Here is a 16,461-nt window from a genome sequence, read left to right as displayed (position 1 = left end):
TTCTACTCCCTAAACCATCGGTCTATAAACGAAGGCTAAAATGAGTAAGCCAATCATACCAACCACCATCCATCTGAGCATATCAGAGAGGTTACCACTTTGCATTTTTCTGCTTTTTTCACCTGTGGAGTACACCATTTTAGCAATTAAATCCACTGTTAAATCCACCACTTTCGTATCAATTTTTTGCCATGCAAAGTTTGCTAAAGCACTAAAAGGACGCATAATATAGAGTTCATAGAGTTTGGGTATATAGTATTGGTTGCTTAAAAGTTTGTAGCAAAAACGTTCTTCCCACGATTTTGGGAAACCTCCGTGCCTGTACATGTAAACTGCAAAAGCAATTCCACTGAGCGCAATTCCCAATGTGGCGGCAATGAGCAACACTTCCGTACCGTGTTCGATGTGAATCTCATACTGTGCCAAAAGACGCGTTACAAACCCTTCAAACGTATGTTCTAGAAATCCTGCCACAATAGCTAAGAGCCCTAAAGGAAGCAGGGCATAAATGACAAACGGTTGCGCTTCATGCGGATGAATGCCATACTTCACATGCTCTTTTTCGCCAAAGAAAACGAGCATTACCAAACGGAAACTGTAAAATGCAGTGAGTCCCGCACCGATGAAAAGGGCAAACCATAAAAAGTATGCACCTTCATTAAAGGCAACTTCCAAGATTTTATCTTTGGAGAAAAAGCCAGCGAAAGGATAAATTCCCGCCAATGCCACCGAAGCCACGCTCATCAAAATAGCCGTTGCTTTCATCGAACCATACAACCCACCCATTTTTTTGATGTTGAGTTCATCGTGCATCGCGTGCATCACATTACCCGCACCCAAAAAAAGAAGTGATTTAAAGAAGGCGTGTGTCATCAAGTGAAACAGTGCAATCCAGTAGGCACCCAGTCCTGCTGCCACAAACATGTAACCTAATTGTGAAAGCGTTGAGTAGGCGATAATGCGTTTAAGATCGTTATTGACCAATGCCATTGAAGCGGCAAAGAGTGCGACAAATGCGCCTAAGGATGCGATTGCAAAGCCCACATCGGGGATAAGGGCATAGAGTTCGCCACAACGAATAACCAGATAAACACCTGCGGTTACCATGGTCGCCGCGTGAATGAGTGCTGAAACCGGTGTTGGACCTTCCATCGCATCGGCGAGCCATGTGTGAAGGGGAAACTGTGCTGATTTACCCATCGCACCGATAAATAAGAAGATACCAATCGTTGTCAGAAGCGTAGAATCCATCGTTTTTACGCTGGCAAAAAATTCATCGTATTGGAATGATCCCACACTCCAGTAGATCAGAAAAAGACCCATCAACATGCCAAGGTCGGCAATTCGGTTCATAATAAACGCTTCATTCGCCGCCCAAGAGGCAGAGTGTTTTTGGTACCAAAAACCAATGAGGAGCCATGAACACAGTCCCACGCCTTCCCAACCAATGAAAAGCCCTACAAAGTTATCGCTCATGACCAAAATCATCATCGAGAAAACAAAGGCGGAAAGGTAAGAGAAAAAGCGGTTAAAGCTCTTATCGTAATCCATATACCCAATCGAATAGATATGAACGATGGTTGAAACCAGCGTGACGGTGACCATCATAATGACAGAAATTTCATCGACCACAAAGCCAAACGGAACGTCCAAATTGCCCGCGGCAATCCAGTCCATCATCGTTACATGTAAAGGGCCATACGTGTTCACATCGATGAGCAACACAAAGGAGGCAATCATCGAAATCGCAATAAGAAGAGAAGCCACAATGCCCGTAAAAAGCATCTTAGGGCGTGCCGCAAACAAGGCGACAAACAGTGAGCTTACCAAGGGTGCAAAGAGTGCGGTATAAAGATAATTTTCCATGCTTACCCTTTCATCGTTTGAAGGCTGTTAAGATCAACCGAGCCATTGCGTTTGTACCACAAGATGAGAAGTCCAAGCCCCACGGCAACTTCACTTGCCGCAACGGCAATGATAAAAAAGGCGAAAAGTTGACCGCTCAGATCGTTGTAATATTTTGAAACCGCTACAAACCCTACGTTAATCGCATTGAGCAAAATCTCGGTTGAGAAAAAAAGCATTAAAAGGTTCGTTCGTCGCATCACACCGACAAGCCCAATGGAAAATAGAATACCTGTTAAAATAAAATAGTGTGTTAAGGTGATCATCTGCCCTCCTTGACATCTTCAAGATCTTCATCTTCGATGGCTAAATACTCATCCATCTTTTTACTCGCAAGCACAATGCCTGAGATCATCGCAACCAAAAGCATGATGGCGGCTAACTCAAACGGAACTAAGTATTTGGTAAAGAGCACAACGCCGATCATCTGAACATTGCCTACACCCTCGATGCTAGGATACAGTGCTTCCACACTCTCGCCCACAAGCGGTGCGCATAAAATGACGACAATCAAAACCGCACTGGAGAGGGAGAGGCTGTAGGCGATTCTTTTGGAGCGCATTTTCTCTGAAACATCGCGGGTTGTATCAAAAAACATCATACCAAACGCGTAAAGTGCCATAATAGCGCCCGAATAAACGACGATTTGAACGACCCCTAAAAACTCGGCATCCAAAATGAAAAAGAAGCCCGAGATGAAGATCATTCCGCCCGCTAATGCACTCATCGCATACAGGGCATTACGACTCGTCACCACAATGCTAAACATACCGATGGTCAATGCGGCAAAAACATAAAATGCTATAATTTCATACATGGCTACCTCAATACGCTAATGGTGTCTGTTTCACAGCTTCATCGGCATTATCACTTAATGCACCAAACCCTGGAAACTCTTTTTGTTCGTTGGCTCTAAAGGTATCAAGCGGGGTTAACATATCCTCTTTGAGACCAAAATGAGCGCGTTGTTCACTGGCATTTTCATACTCTACCCCATGCACGATGGCAAGTTCAGGACAGACCTCAGCGCAATACCCACAAAAGATACAACGCCCAAAGTTAATGCTGTATTCGCTCACCATTTTTCGGCTTTTCTCATCAATGTGCGTGTCCATGCGAATACAATTCGAGATACAAATTTTCTCACACAACCCACACCCAATGCAGCGCTCACTACCACTTTCAAACAGACGAAGCAGACGATGAATGGCACGATAGCGTGGACTCATCTCCATTTTTTCGGCAGGGTACTGAATCGTGTGAATGTCAAAACGAATCATCTCTCGAAACACTATCCAAAGACCAACAAAAAGCTCGCCTTTGAGCGTTCGTTTGACCACTTTTTGAAACGCTTGCCACCCATTTTCAGGTGCTTTTTCACCCTCAAGAAAGATGTATCCAGGAGAAATATTACGTTGCTTAAAATCTTTTAATTCCATTTCATCCTCCTAAATCAGCACAAAGCCAGTGATTAAGATGTTAATCACCGCTAAAGGCATTAAGACTTTCCAACAGACCCACATCAACTGATCGGGTCTAATGTGTGGCCATGCTGCTCTTACCCATAAAAATAAAAAGACCCAAAAAGAGACTTTCACTAACATCATCACGGCTCCTGGAATAAACCAAAGTGAATTGTAGCCGCCCATAAAGAGGATGCTGACAAGGACTGAAATCGTGATCATATTGGCATATTCACCAATGAAAAAGAGTCCCCAACGCATACCTGAATACTCCGTCGCATACCCAGCCACAACTTCGGCTTCAAACTCAATCGTATCAAAAGGCGCACGATTGGTCTCCATGAATCCCGCCATCGCAAACAAAATAAAGGCTAAAGGTTGCTTCCAAATCAGCCAACTGGTAAGACCATCACTTTGGTAATCGTTAATATCAATCAGTGATAAAGAGCCTATCATCATAATCGGTGCAAGTACCGATAAACCCGTGACCACTTCAAACGAGAGCATCTGCACCACAGCGCGTGCCGCACCTAAAAGTGACCATTTATTGGCACTGCTCATACCAGCTAGTAGTGGACCATAAATGCCCACCGATGCCACGCCCATCACATACAAAAGTGCTACGTTAATGTCGGAGATAATCGGATGAATCACATAGCCAAAAAGGGTGAATTCAGGAAAATAAGGAACCGCTGCCATCGCCACAAACGCTGTTGTTGCAGCAATCACGGGGGCTATCATAAAAATAGGCTTGACCGCATTTTGAGGGACAATGTCCTCTTTGGTAAAGAGTTTAATACCATCGGCTGCGAGTTGTAATAACCCATACGGGCCCACATTCATGGGTCCTAGACGGCGTTGCATAAAGGCTAACACTTTTCGTTCAATAAACGTCGCAAACCCTGCCATACCTGCAACCACCGCAACAACAATGACGGCTTTGACAATGGTTTCAACCAAAACGGCTGTTTCAAACATGTTCAACTCCTTTAATCACGACGTGAGCGAATCGGTAACCCTCTTTAAAAAACGGTGCGGTATCGATTTTGGTATCGAACGTTGGAAGATACGCGATCAATCCATCGATCATCTTCTCTTCTTTTACAGCGATAACCAACTTCGCACCTGCCTCATTTTCCACGGTAACGACTGCACCATCGTGAAGATTTTTAGCTTCTAAGAATGCCGTCGATGCGTACAGCGCTCCTGCTTCACTGAGTTGATGCGCTTTGTTGGTGAAGGCGCTAAATTGATATACTGGATTAGCACGGTAAACCACATCGCCCTCTTTACATGTAAAGCTTGCAATTGGTTCAACATTATCTTTACATGTAAACGTTTGAGGCTCAAGGGCGTAGCCACGATTTTCAGTACCATCGTTTTCAAAACGGTTCGGCAAGGTATCAAATTTCTCTTTCTTAAAACCTTTTTCACTCGGTAAATAAGGCGTATAATCAATCGTCCACTCCGCTTCCAAGCCCACGGCATTAGCAATATCATTAAGACAATAGCCTTTAAAAGCAAGTGCCGCGTTGGTAGGAACAACGCATTTGTTCATCGACGTAAACGTTCCTTCTTGTTGATTAAGGGCTGGCATATCCAAATCACCCTTACCCAAACTACTCAGCGTAAAATCACCTTTCACGTTATAGCCTAGACTAAAGTTTCCTTTTACATCGTCCAAATCACAGATGAGCGAAATACCCAATGTATTGGTACGTGAAGGAATAATGACCAGTTTAAACGCGGTAAAACGCTCAATCAAGCCTAACAGTTTGGCGATATTTTCCGCTCGTGGATGCGTGTAAAGGTCTTCGCCCGCGATCAAACTAAAGCTATCTTTTTTATCCAGCAGTTTAGTAATTTTCTCAACCAAATCCACTTCCTCACCAATCATCTCAAGAAGCGCATTGGTGTCAACTTCAATCTCGGTCTCCACCATTTTCGTGATGGTTTTAACAACCTCTTTTTCTTCGCCACTCTCTTCGTCTTTGACCATCTCTTTGATCTCTTCTTTGACGCTCTCTTGAATGATTTTTTTCTCTACTGCGTGAAAAGAGGCAAGATAGTCAACGACACCTTTTGGCATCGCCGCTTTATCACCAAAAAGGTCAAGTAGAAGATAAGCGATGGCTTCTTCTGCGCCAATTTTATGAGTGATACTAAGAAGATTTTTTGAGTAAGCCGAAACGATGGGGTCTGCCACAGGGTGGAAATAAAGTCCAGCACCTTTGTTCATACCAATCGCATTATTCATCGCATACCCTGCATTAGGGCTATCAGTTTTAATCGCAGATCCAAAGCTTACGACAAAATTGCTTTCAGAAATAAATTTTAAATCGCCACTGTAGAGATTTGAACCTGATGTACTTGCAAAATGTTTGAGGAAGTTTTGATACGCTTTGGCATCTTCGTTTACTAACTTAAAGCCAAATTTCTCTTTGAGTTTTTGTAAAATCAACGCTTCTTCATTGGTAATGTAACTGTCAAAAACGATGGTATCAACTTTGGTTTGAAGCAGTTCAACCACCCGTGCAAACGCACTTTCATCTTTACATGTAACCTCGTTTTGGAAGTCAAAACCATAACGAGCTGCCGCATGAAGGGGCGCGTAGTTATGGTCACTATTGACGCGGTAAATTTTAGGTTCAGGATTACTCGTACTGGTGTGTTTGACATCGTAATAAAGAAGCGAACAATCACTGCTATGCGGATTAGACGCTGGGATTTTTTGAAGTTCCCATGCGTTAGACGTGTATTGGAAGTCTGAGCTAACAAGCGCTCCTACAGGACATACCGCCGTACACTCGCCACACTGTGTACAGTCGAGTGTTTCAGCACCACTGGCAATACCGATGATCGACTTTTGGAGTTTATTCCACATCGCATAGGCGTCTTTTTCGGTTTTATCTTTCCATGCCTTATCAAGCTCAGCACCACCGCGAGGAACGGTTTTAAGGGCTGATTCGCCGATCATATCTTTACACACCGTGACACAACGCTCACACACGATACAGAGTGATGCATCGTAATGGATTTTACCCCACTGTTTGGTTGGGCGGTGCGTGTCGGCGATGCAGTGGTGTTGGCTGTCCACAGCCATATGCAAGGTGTAGTTTTGCAGTTCGCATTCACCACTTTGGTCGCAGACACCACACTCCAAAGGATGGTTAATGTCATAAATCTCCATGATCGCTCTTCGCTCTTTTTCGATCTCTTCCGTTTTCGTGATAACGTTCATGCCCTCTTTGGCGCGTGCGTTACAACTGTACGCCCTTTTGCCATCGATATCCACCAAACACAAACGACACGCAAGCGTTGGTGAACAGTTCGTTACATAACAGAGCGCTGGGATAAAAATATCGTTTCTGCGCGCAACGCCTAAAACGTATTCACCCTCTGTCGCGGTACACTGTTTTCCATCTATGGTTATTAAAACATCGCTCATTGCTCTGCCTTCACTATTTTTACTACATGGTAGGGATAGTTAGAGTCCGCTTTCGCACAGGGCATTAAAGCGATCACGCCTTTTAAACTATCGTCGCGAACAAAGGTGCGCGGATAGACCTCTTGGTTGATGGCAACCGTGATTTTGTCGTTGTTTTGCACTTTGGCTGCCATTTGAAACTGGGCGGAACCGATGAGAAGTTGCTCTTCATCCGCTTGCGTTACAGGGCATTGGTAAACCACAACCCCATCAAAACTTTTCAGATTTTCAACTGCGCCTAAAACGCTCTCATTGTGTGATGAGACAATCATTTCAGGTGTGCTACCCACAACAAGCAATTTCGCTTTGCCAAACTTTGCGATCAATCCTGCAAGATGTGCAATAGAAGCAGCTTGTGGATGACGTATCAGATCATCACCTAAAACAATCAGCACACGGTTAGCCTCTTGATACAACGCTTCGATCTCTTCAATCTCTTCTTCGCCTAGATTGCTCTCCGCACTGATGTAACCCTCATCGAGTTCTTCAAAATAGTTTTGAACAGTTTCTGGAAGCTTTACATGTAAAAGAAAACTTTTGGCAAGAAGTGCCAATACACCCTCTTCTGCACCCACTTCATAGCGGCTAAAAAAAGTACTTTTTTCAACCAAATCGGAATCTTCCATCGTAAAGAGATAGACCACTTTAGCCTCACTCGCACTCAAATCTTCCAAGAGTGTTGTGTCATGGCGAGAAGGAAGCGTTCCTAGACAAATAATAAGATCAAACTCTTTACATGTAAACGCAAAAGCGTCTTGGCTCGGCTGATTTAAGGCTTCTATAAATTGCTTCTTTACCATCTATGCTACTTCACTTTTCACTTTTTTAACCACAATTGTCCAGTCAGCTTCATTGAATTTCAACGAGTTCATGAGTGTCCAACCTGCCTCCTTGATGACGTCTGCACTTTTTTGAATGGGAGAAAAATCACCGATCTCAAACATAAAAATGGACACTTCACCCATGGCTGTCTCATCGATAATCTCAAGCATACGTCCGTAAAAATCATCCCCTAAATGGCGTAAATCATACCGTTGCATCGCCTTCTCCTATCTGTCAATTTCGCCAAAGACGATGTTCGCGTTACCAATAATCGCAACCACGTCGGCTAAATATTCACCCACTAAAATCTCTTGTAAAAGTGCCGTGTGAAAGAAACTCGGTGCGCGAAGCTTTAACCTGTAAGGATACGGATCGCCCTGAGAGTTGATGTAAAAACCAAGCTCCCCTTTAGGTGATTCGGTCGCCACATACACTTCTCCAACAGGAGGACGCATCCCTTGCGTCACGAGTACAAAATGCTGCATCAACGAATAATTTTGCGTCATAATCTGCTCTTTAGGCGCAGAGATATATTGAGGCGCATGGGCCATAATTTCGGGTGAGGTCTCCGCATACATCGGAATGAGTTGCTTGAGAATGCGAACACTTTGGCGCATCTCTTCCATGTGAAGCTTATACCTTCCATAACTATCGCAGGTCGTACTTACAGGCACATCAAACTCCACTTCATCGTAGAGTTCATACGGCTCTTCTTTGCGAATATCCCATGCAATGCCACTTCCTCTGAGCATCGGTCCTGAACAGCCCCAACTTTGCGCTTGTTCAGGGCTCACAACGCCCACATCTTCCAAACGCATTTTCCAGATACGGTTTTGGTCAAGTAAGCCTTCGTAATCTGCAATATCAAGCGGCAAATGGTTAATAAATTTATTGAGCCCGTCAATCCATCCCTTTGGCAAATCCAGTGGCACACCACCGATTCTCACCGAAGAGTGCGTCAAACGCGCACCACAATAATCTTCGATCAAATCCAGCGTGTATTCTCGCTCTCTAAAGGTGTAAAGGAAAATTGTCATCGCGCCCACATCAAGGGCATGCGTTGCGAGCCAAAAGAGGTGAGAAGAGATGCGGTTAAGCTCCAAAAGCATCATACGAATCACTTTAGCACGTCTTGGCACTTCAAGACCGATGAGTTTTTCAACCGAGAGCGCAAAGCCGTAGTTATTGGCAGTTGCGGCAATATAATCCATTCGATCGGTCGTTGGTAAAAATTCGTTGTAGATCATATTCTCAGCCATTTTCTCCATACCGCGATGCAAATAGCCAATATCAGGGGTCGCTTTGCTCACTTTTTCGCCATCAAGTTCCAAAATCAAACGAAGCTGACCGTGTGCACTTGGGTGTTGAGGGCCAAAGTTAACGATCATGTGGTTATCTTCACGCTCAAAAGCAATATTCTCAAAAAAAGGTTTTAGACGATTGACTTTTTGCATGATTAATATCTCTCTTTCACGATTTTAGCATCTTCTTTTTTGAGTTTTTTCACGATAAATACGCCACCCTCTTCTTGGTAATCGATGTTCGTTTTTTCTTGGCTTGGCTCAGCACCAAAAGGCACTTCGTGGTTAAGGTGTGCAAAACGGTACGTATCGTTCACATCCACACGTGCACTATCGCGATCTTCGGGTCCTATGATGTCACGGTACTCTTTACCAAAAATCTTATCGATCTCATACCATTGCGCCACTTCATCACCGTGCAACGGATAGGTTTTGCGAAGCGGATGGTCATACCAATCATCGGGCATTAAAATACGTTTCATATACGGATGTCCACTGATAATAACACCGAACATATCGTACATCTCGCGCTCCGCCCAATCGGCACTTTTGTAAACGTTAATAACGCTTTTAAGCACCTCTTTTTCTTTGATAAAACATTTCACACGCATGCGTTTACGCTTTGAGGTTGAAAGCATCTGGTAAAAAATCTCAAATTCACCACTTTTGGCTAACCAGTCAATCGCGCTGTGTTCACTCAAAAAGTTGTAGGAGAGCTGATCTCTTAAAGCCATTAAAACATCGACGTTATCTTTTGGGTCAATATAAACAACCAATTGCCCCCTTTGAATATACGCCTCTTTGATCTCAAAACTCTCTTGCAATACTTTGACATCATTGGCAAAGATTTCGTCACTCTCCACAGCCTCTTTTGGAATTTGAGGGGCTACAAAGTAACGATCACTGTAATACGGCTTTTTTTGAACATTTTGTTTATCGCTGTAACGTCTCATCATACCAACCTTTTGGGAGAAAGTCTGCGTGATGCTTTCTCGGTTCGAATTTTCTTTTGTAGAAGCATAAGTGCGTATTGAAGGGTTTCAGGACGAGGCGCGCACCCTGGTAAATAAATATCCACAGGAATAATGCGATCAGCGCCTTGAACGGTGGCATAGGTGTTGAACATACCACCCGTATTGGCGCAACTTCCCATACTAATGACCCATTTTGGATCGGGCATCTGGTCATACAAACGACGCATAAACGGCGCGTGTTTTTTGGTAAGTGTTCCTGCAATGACGATGACGTCTGCTTGTCTAGGACTCGCCCTAAAAATCGTTCCAAAACGGTCAAAGTCATAACGACTCGCACCCGTTGCCATCATCTCAATCGCACAACAGGCAAGCCCGTAGGTCAGTGGCCACAACGAGTTACTTCTACCCCATTGAACCAACTTATCGACTGTGGTCAGTGCCACAGGAAGTCCTGCTTCTTGAAGGTAATTTATCTTATGCTGTGCCATTCGAGCGCTCCTTTTTTCCATGCGTATGCAAAACCAATGGTTAAAATAATGACAAATAAAATCATCTCAACAAACCCAAACATGCCTAAAACTTTAAAATCCACCGCCCACGGAAACATAAAGATAATCTCCACATCAAATAAAATAAACAAAAGCGCAAAAAGGTAAAAATGTGCCGAAATTTTATTGGGCTGTTTGGTCACTTCAGGACCGCATTCGTAAATGCTGAGTTTAAGTTTTTCCGTATCGAGTCGCGCCATTTTACGGCTAACAAGACGTGCTAAGACGGTAATGCCATAAAAGACAACGGCGCCAAAAACAAGGAGGAAAAAAGCTCCAAAATAGGGATGGGCAAAATCCATATGCGACAAAGGGGTCATCATCATTCCTTCATTCATTCATTTTATAACGCTATTTGAGCAAAGCCCAAAACGCTACTACCTCTATCAAGGCAGAATCTATCATTTCACAACAAATCCATCTGAGTGCTTTACATGTAAAGCACTCAAAAAGGCTTGTTTATGCCTTTAATTCATAAATCCAACGGATTTTGCGTCGCCAAAGGCGCCTTTGGTTTCGCGGTCAATCGAGAGTTTAAAATCTTCAAACGTAAACAGCGGTTTTGCCTTGGCAGCGACTTTGAGCGCTGTGTTTTTAAGCACGACTTTGATCTGCCCACCCGTGAGCGGATACGAAGCGAGTTTTTCAATATCTAAACCCTCTTCATAGGTAGCATTTTCAGGTAAAAGTTTTTTCCAAAGCGCTATTCGCTGTTTTAAATCAGGCTTTTCAAACGCGATTTTATAATCAAAACGCCTTGAAAATGCAGGATCGATCGTCTCCAAAAGGTTCGTAGTTGCAATAAGTAGTCCATCAAAACGCTCAATCTGCTCTAAAAAGATATTTTGCATCTGATTGTGCATTTTATCCGCACTTGCGCCACTGTCGGTTGATCGCGCACTTAAAAATTGATCCGCCTCATTTAAAAGTAAAAGAGGCTCACTTTTCGTCTTTTTACACAACTCTTTGTAGGTGTCAAAGATACTACGTACATTTTTTTCACTCTCACCAACGTACTTGGAGAGAATCTTAGAACAGTCAAAACTGAGCACGCGCTTTTTCATCGACTTCGCTAAAGAGAGCGCTGTCATCGTTTTACCCGTACCCGGAGGACCGTAGAGAATGATCTTAGCATCAATGCCACTGCGACGCTCTTTTATCCCCCATTCCCGAAGCAATTTCACCACATTTTTATCAATTTGTTTGAGTAAATTGTCAAGCACCTCTTTGGTTTTTGGATGCAAAATCACATCATCTAAATTAGTCTTAGGGTCGATCAGTTCAAAAAGCTCTTGCTCGCCAATGAGCATATCGAGCTTAATTTTCTTGCTTTTTTTCTCTTTATTGGGGTGCATGATTTTTTGTAAAATCTCTTCAGAGATGAAAAAGCTCCGCGTCACGCCACCAAAGGTGCTCAGCATCTCATCGTAGTCAATAATGAGATTTTCGATGAGTTTTGAGCCCTCTTCCAACAAAGAACGATTTTTAATCTTCTCATAATCATCGACGCTGATAAGACTAATGAGTGTATTCATATCGCGTAAACTTTCGAACTCACCGGCATACTCCTCTTTGAGAAGTGCTAGAAAAATGAGCTGTTCTTTAGGACTTAACTCATTTTCTTTGAAAATAGTTTCAACGATGATCTCGTTTTGAGTGACTTTAATACGCTCAACAATACGACTCTCTAAAAGATCGAGTTTATTTTTAAGGCGTCCAATGCTGGGTGAATTTTCCGTTGCATTGTGTTTGGTTTGGCTTAGTTTTTGATACAGCTCAATTCTGAAAAACTGATCTTTAAGATATTCAAGATGATCGGCGTATGGCGTAACGTCTGGTAACACAACCTCTAGGGTTCCCTCTTCCAAAAGCTTTAAAAAAGCAGAACTCAGCGTAACACTGCTGTTTAAGAGTTCTAAATTGGAGACATCCATGATCTTTGAGGTTAGAAAATTGTTTTGAACAATCCACCCTTGCTCGATCAACTCTTTCACCAACGAGAGTTTTTGCAGATGCGCATACTTTTTATCGCCAAAAAGTTTGATCAAAATCTCCCCAACACCGAGATCAACAGAGCCTTGCACGTACTCTTTGGTCATCAATTGTAAAAATTTTGCTTCGTCAATCGAACACTTAAGATGCTCATAGATTGTGGATGTTTGAACCGTTTTACTCTCTAAAAAATCTATCAAATACTGCAATACAAAGCCTTTTGATCCATAGTAAAAATATTATTATACGACTACATGGAAATATATGATGACAAGATGATGATAAAATAACCCTTTGGTTAAAAAGTTAATCTCTATCTTTTACGTAAGATTCCACCATTTTTGACATTTTCTTTTAAAACACGCTTTAGAACCTTACCCGTTGCATTCTTAGGAAGCTCTTCAACAAAGTAAATATGCTTCGGTAACTTGAAATTTGCCACATGTTGCTTAAGATAAGCGCGCAATTCGCTCTCTTGAATCTCCATACCCTCTTTGAGTTGAATAAAAGCGAGAACCTCTTCATCTTTGGTCTGTTCATCCCGAATACCAATCACCGCAACCGCATCTATTCCTTCGTATTTATAGATAATCTCTTCGATTTCTCTAGGATAAATGTTGATTCCTTTGGAGATAATCAGATCTTTTTTACGATCCACAATGTAAATGAAGCCATCGCTATCTTTTTTACCCAAATCGCCCGTTAAAAGCCAGCCATTGATGATGGTCTCATCGGTTGCATCGGCATGGTTAAGATACCCTTGCATTACGCAATCGCCCTTCACCATAATTTCACCCACTTCGCCCGTTTTGACCTCAACGCGCTCTTCATTGACGATTTTCACTTCATAACTTGGAAGCGGTAAACCAACCGAGAGCGGTTTTTGGTGATCCAATCGGTTCACACACACCGCAGGCGAACACTCACTGAGTCCATAGCCTTCTAAAAGCGTCGCTTTTTTAAATTTGGCGTTAAAATCATTCAGTGACTGCTCACTGAGTGGCGCACTGCCTGAGATAAAAATACGCACCTGATTGAACCACATAAAATACCATGGAATTTTTGCTTTCAACAGCGCGTTGTACAAGGTTGGAACGCCAAGGAAAATGGTCACACGTTTAAGTAGGGTCTGTTTAAGCACATTGGCAAAAGGAAAAACCGAACGCACGATGACAATGCTAGAGCACGTAAAGAGGGGCAAAAGTACCATAATGGAGAGCGTAAAGCTGTGAAACATCGGTAAAAAAACGATGAAACGATCTTTACATGTAATGTGAAATGAGTCTGCGCCTGAGATCGCATTGGAGAAGATATTGCGATACGAGAGCATAGCGCCTTTGGGTTTACCTGTTGTGCCTGATGTGTAAACGATACAGGCCAAATCATCCAATTTTGGCTTTTTGGCTCCATAGCCATGCCTGTCCGCACTTGCATCAATTTCGCTAAAGCTGTAATTGCGTTCATCCAAATGCGGGTAATCATCGCACCAAATGATCTTTTCAATCTTCGTCGTATCCAGTAAGTTTTTGGTCTCATTGGCAAACGATGCGGAGCAAACCAGCATTTTGGCACTGCAATCATTCAAAATATACTCAAACTCCTCTTTTTTCAAAAAAGTATTCAGAGGTACGGCAATCGCTCCAATCTTCGTAATCGCAAACAAAGAGACAATAAACTCCACCGAGTTGCCCACAATCATGGCAACCCGATCCCCACTTTTGATACTGCTAAATTCCAAAAAACGCGCAAACGTATCGATGTGATGCTTAAGCTTCACATACGATACTTTGTGATCATCCATAAAAATAGCCGTTTTTTTAGGATCATTTTTAGCATTGGCCTCCATGATCTCATAAAAATTTTGATACGGATAGGTGAGCATCTTTAAAACTTATATTTGAGTGATGCTGTTAAAAGATGGGCAGCTGAATCGGTGAAGGTACCCGATGGCGCTACCGATGTTCCTCCCGTATAATTACTTACGGTTCGATCTTCTTTGTCGTCATAAAGGTATGCCAAACCCACTTTAAGATTTTGACTCATGGCGTATTCAAAGCCAATGGAGTAGAGTTTTGCATCCGAATCAGGAAGCTCAAAACCGAGGGTATTGCTAGGAACTGGCGATTTATCGATCGCAAAACCAAGCATCATTTTGAGATTGTCGGTGCATTGATGACTTAAACCAATACGATACGCATTAGCATCTTTCCAATTTTTGGCAATGGGATTATCAAATCCAGCCATAGCCGTAGCGGTTAAATCAACATCATAGTTAAAATCCAAATCTTTATAGCTTGACCAATAGGTTCGCTCAAACACAAATTCTACCGTTGTTTTATCATAGGTATACGCTGCCGCTAATGCTAAGGAGGCAGGAAGTGGAATCGTTACACTTGCACCTCCATTATACATTCCATTGACAAGTGTAGCATCACCTTCAACACTCAAATCTACTTTAGAGCGATACGTTGCAGCTAAGGTCACATCTTTAATCGGCTTGTAACTGAGAGCTAGATTGTAACCAAAGTCAATCGAATCACCTGTAAGATCCCTGTTTGCTTGAGAACCAAGACCTGAAGCATCACTTTTTACTACCCCATCCGTATAAACACCACGTAAACCAAAACCCAGTGAGAGTTGCTCATTCACAAGATAACTCACTGTTGGATTTACCTCAATGACTTTAAGCGTAAATTCTTCAGAACTTGCTTTGGCAAAAGATTCATCCCAACGCTTTGAAAGACCTGCAGGAGCAACAATAGAGAGACCATAGCGCCAATTACCCATTTTGGGGGAGACATAATGCAAATTTGGAAGTAAAAATTCTTCTTCTTTAGAATCTCCATCCATAGAAGAAGAGACACCTTCAAAACTAACCTCTGATAAATTAATATACGTTAAAGAGGTTTCAATATAACCACCTTCAGCCATAAATGCCATATTGGCAGGGTTATAATAACTCGCATCTGCGCCATTGGCACTAGCGACATACGCTGCACTGAGTGCTACTGAGTTTAAAGATTGTTCAGGGATACGGTATCCTGAAGCCAAAAGCGTCGCCGCACTCAGACTGAGTAACGTGGCAACTCTTACCGTTTGTGTCATAGATTGTCCTTAGAATGTTTTAGTGAGTGAAACTATAAAGCAGTGCAATTTCTTCTGCCCATAGCGAATCGTCGATCGTTTCAAGTATTAAAGGAATGTCATCCATGCGCGCATCGTTCATGATAAACCCAAACGGTTCTACGCCTAATTTCCCCTTGCCAATAGAGTCATGTCTATCAACGTGAGTGCCTAAATCTGGCTTAGAATCATTAAGATGCATCCCCTTGAGGTACTTAAATCCGACGATTGTAGCAAATTTTTCCATCGTTTGCCTATAAGACTCTTCACTTCTGATATCGTAACCTGAAGTAAACAGATGGCAAGTATCGATGCAAACCCCGACACGCTCTTGATCGATGGAGTGCTCCATAAGGTAGCCTAGGTGTTCCATTTTGTAACCCATATTGCTTCCTTGCCCTGCAGTATTTTCCACAACCAAAGTCACACCGTTTGTTTGACGTAGCACTTCGTTCATGGAAGCGCTAATAAGCTCCAAACACGCCTCTTCGCTGATCTGTTTAAGATGACTTCCTGGGTGAAAATTGAGCTTATCCAACCCCAAAGCTTCACAGCGTTGCACCTCATCCAAAAAGGCGTTCAATGATTTTTCACGCGCTTCACGCTCTGGATGCCCAAGATTGATCAGATAACTGTCGTGCGGTAACACATGTTTGGGTAAAATCTCCGCTTTTTCTAACTCAGCTTTAAAACGATCAATCTCTTCTTGGGTTAAAGACTTTCCTTCCCACTGACGTTGATTTTTTGTAAAAAGCGCAAACGCTTTGGCTCCGATTTTTGTAGCATTAATGGGAGCATTAAAGACTCCGCCACTGGCACTCACATGTGCCCCGACAAATTTCATGA

General features: G+C 42.8%; 16 protein-coding genes. All 16 read right to left on the bottom strand.

Features of this window, described 5'->3' with window-relative positions:
- Positions 1-9: 9 nt before the first annotated feature.
- The gene (gene nuoL, locus SMUL_RS01025) at positions 10-1,866 is read right to left on the bottom strand and encodes an NADH-quinone oxidoreductase subunit L (RefSeq protein ID WP_025343409.1); all 1,857 of its coding nucleotides are present in this window, start codon (positions 1,864-1,866) and stop codon (positions 10-12) included.
- A 2-nt stretch (positions 1,867-1,868) separates the two neighbouring features.
- Entirely contained in the window at positions 1,869-2,171 is a 303-nt protein-coding gene (gene nuoK, locus SMUL_RS01020) for an NADH-quinone oxidoreductase subunit NuoK (RefSeq protein WP_025343408.1), read from the bottom strand.
- On the bottom strand, positions 2,168-2,722 hold the full coding sequence (locus SMUL_RS01015) for an NADH-quinone oxidoreductase subunit J (protein WP_025343407.1): 555 nt from the start codon (positions 2,720-2,722) through the stop codon (positions 2,168-2,170). Before SMUL_RS01015 ends, nuoK begins: the two co-directional genes overlap by 4 nt.
- A 7-nt stretch (positions 2,723-2,729) precedes the next feature.
- Positions 2,730-3,344 carry an NADH-quinone oxidoreductase subunit NuoI gene (gene nuoI / locus SMUL_RS01010; protein WP_025343406.1) on the bottom strand — a complete coding sequence of 205 codons (615 nt, stop codon included), beginning with the start codon at positions 3,342-3,344 and terminating at the stop codon, positions 2,730-2,732.
- A gap of 9 nt (positions 3,345-3,353) precedes the next feature.
- Positions 3,354-4,346 carry an NADH-quinone oxidoreductase subunit NuoH gene (gene nuoH, locus SMUL_RS01005; RefSeq protein WP_025343405.1) on the bottom strand — a complete coding sequence of 331 codons (993 nt, stop codon included), beginning with the start codon at positions 4,344-4,346 and terminating at the stop codon, positions 3,354-3,356.
- Complete coding sequence (locus SMUL_RS01000) at positions 4,339-6,816, bottom strand: NADH-quinone oxidoreductase subunit G (protein ID WP_025343404.1); 2,478 nt, start codon at positions 6,814-6,816, stop codon at positions 4,339-4,341. Before SMUL_RS01000 ends, nuoH begins: the two co-directional genes overlap by 8 nt.
- Entirely contained in the window at positions 6,813-7,655 is an 843-nt protein-coding gene (locus tag SMUL_RS00995; protein WP_025343403.1) for a hypothetical protein, read from the bottom strand. Before SMUL_RS00995 ends, SMUL_RS01000 begins: the two co-directional genes overlap by 4 nt.
- Complete coding sequence (locus SMUL_RS00990; protein ID WP_025343402.1) at positions 7,656-7,895, bottom strand: NADH-ubiquinone oxidoreductase subunit E family protein; 240 nt, start codon at positions 7,893-7,895, stop codon at positions 7,656-7,658.
- Positions 7,896-7,904: 9 nt separating this feature from the next.
- Positions 7,905-9,131, bottom strand: coding sequence for an NADH dehydrogenase (quinone) subunit D (gene nuoD / locus SMUL_RS00985; protein WP_025343401.1), 1,227 nt, complete (start codon positions 9,129-9,131; stop codon positions 7,905-7,907).
- Positions 9,132-9,133: 2 nt separating this feature from the next.
- On the bottom strand, positions 9,134-9,934 hold the full coding sequence (locus SMUL_RS00980) for an NADH-quinone oxidoreductase subunit C (protein ID WP_038532850.1): 801 nt from the start codon (positions 9,932-9,934) through the stop codon (positions 9,134-9,136).
- Positions 9,931-10,440 (bottom strand): NuoB/complex I 20 kDa subunit family protein, encoded by a 510-nt coding sequence (locus SMUL_RS00975; RefSeq protein ID WP_025343399.1) that lies wholly within the window; start codon positions 10,438-10,440, stop codon positions 9,931-9,933. The genes SMUL_RS00980 and SMUL_RS00975 overlap by 4 nt, the downstream gene beginning before the upstream one ends.
- The gene (locus tag SMUL_RS00970) at positions 10,422-10,820 is read right to left on the bottom strand and encodes an NAD(P)H-quinone oxidoreductase subunit 3 (protein WP_407701809.1); all 399 of its coding nucleotides are present in this window, start codon (positions 10,818-10,820) and stop codon (positions 10,422-10,424) included. Before SMUL_RS00970 ends, SMUL_RS00975 begins: the two co-directional genes overlap by 19 nt.
- 147 nt (positions 10,821-10,967) lie before the next feature.
- Positions 10,968-12,701: an ATP-binding protein gene (locus SMUL_RS00965; protein ID WP_025343397.1), complete on the bottom strand. Its 1,734-nt coding sequence runs from the start codon at positions 12,699-12,701 to the stop codon at positions 10,968-10,970.
- Between the two features lie 104 nt (positions 12,702-12,805).
- Positions 12,806-14,374 (bottom strand): fatty acid--CoA ligase, encoded by a 1,569-nt coding sequence (locus tag SMUL_RS00960; protein ID WP_025343396.1) that lies wholly within the window; start codon positions 14,372-14,374, stop codon positions 12,806-12,808.
- A gap of 2 nt (positions 14,375-14,376) precedes the next feature.
- On the bottom strand, positions 14,377-15,597 hold the full coding sequence (locus tag SMUL_RS00955) for an OmpP1/FadL family transporter (protein ID WP_025343395.1): 1,221 nt from the start codon (positions 15,595-15,597) through the stop codon (positions 14,377-14,379).
- Positions 15,598-15,616: 19 nt separating this feature from the next.
- Positions 15,617-16,459: a deoxyribonuclease IV gene (gene nfo / locus SMUL_RS00950; RefSeq protein WP_025343394.1), complete on the bottom strand. Its 843-nt coding sequence runs from the start codon at positions 16,457-16,459 to the stop codon at positions 15,617-15,619.
- Positions 16,460-16,461: the final 2 nt, after the last annotated feature.

This window comes from Sulfurospirillum multivorans DSM 12446 (assembly GCF_000568815.1).
Lineage (GTDB): Bacteria > Campylobacterota > Campylobacteria > Campylobacterales > Sulfurospirillaceae > Sulfurospirillum > Sulfurospirillum multivorans.
Note: the sequence above shows the minus strand (reverse complement) of the source record. Positions and strands in the feature narration are given on the sequence as shown.

Bases quoted from the DNA above. Each gene is read 5' to 3' on its own strand.
- nuoL (WP_025343409.1), bottom strand. From the start codon at position 1,866: ATGGAAAATTATCTTTATACCGCACTCTTTGCACCCTTGGTAAGCTCA.
- nuoK (WP_025343408.1), bottom strand. From the start codon at position 2,171: ATGATCACCTTAACACACTATTTTATTTTAACAGGTATTCTATTTTCC.
- SMUL_RS01015 (WP_025343407.1), bottom strand. From the start codon at position 2,722: ATGTATGAAATTATAGCATTTTATGTTTTTGCCGCATTGACCATCGGT.
- nuoI (WP_025343406.1), bottom strand. From the start codon at position 3,344: ATGGAATTAAAAGATTTTAAGCAACGTAATATTTCTCCTGGATACATC.
- nuoH (WP_025343405.1), bottom strand. From the start codon at position 4,346: ATGTTTGAAACAGCCGTTTTGGTTGAAACCATTGTCAAAGCCGTCATT.
- SMUL_RS01000 (WP_025343404.1), bottom strand. From the start codon at position 6,816: ATGAGCGATGTTTTAATAACCATAGATGGAAAACAGTGTACCGCGACA.
- SMUL_RS00995 (WP_025343403.1), bottom strand. From the start codon at position 7,655: ATGGTAAAGAAGCAATTTATAGAAGCCTTAAATCAGCCGAGCCAAGAC.
- SMUL_RS00990 (WP_025343402.1), bottom strand. From the start codon at position 7,895: ATGCAACGGTATGATTTACGCCATTTAGGGGATGATTTTTACGGACGT.
- nuoD (WP_025343401.1), bottom strand. From the start codon at position 9,131: ATGCAAAAAGTCAATCGTCTAAAACCTTTTTTTGAGAATATTGCTTTT.
- SMUL_RS00980 (WP_038532850.1), bottom strand. From the start codon at position 9,934: ATGATGAGACGTTACAGCGATAAACAAAATGTTCAAAAAAAGCCGTAT.
- SMUL_RS00975 (WP_025343399.1), bottom strand. From the start codon at position 10,440: ATGGCACAGCATAAGATAAATTACCTTCAAGAAGCAGGACTTCCTGTG.
- SMUL_RS00970 (WP_407701809.1), bottom strand. From the start codon at position 10,820: ATGACCCCTTTGTCGCATATGGATTTTGCCCATCCCTATTTTGGAGCT.
- SMUL_RS00960 (WP_025343396.1), bottom strand. From the start codon at position 14,374: ATGCTCACCTATCCGTATCAAAATTTTTATGAGATCATGGAGGCCAAT.
- SMUL_RS00955 (WP_025343395.1), bottom strand. From the start codon at position 15,597: ATGACACAAACGGTAAGAGTTGCCACGTTACTCAGTCTGAGTGCGGCG.
- nfo (WP_025343394.1), bottom strand. From the start codon at position 16,459: ATGAAATTTGTCGGGGCACATGTGAGTGCCAGTGGCGGAGTCTTTAAT.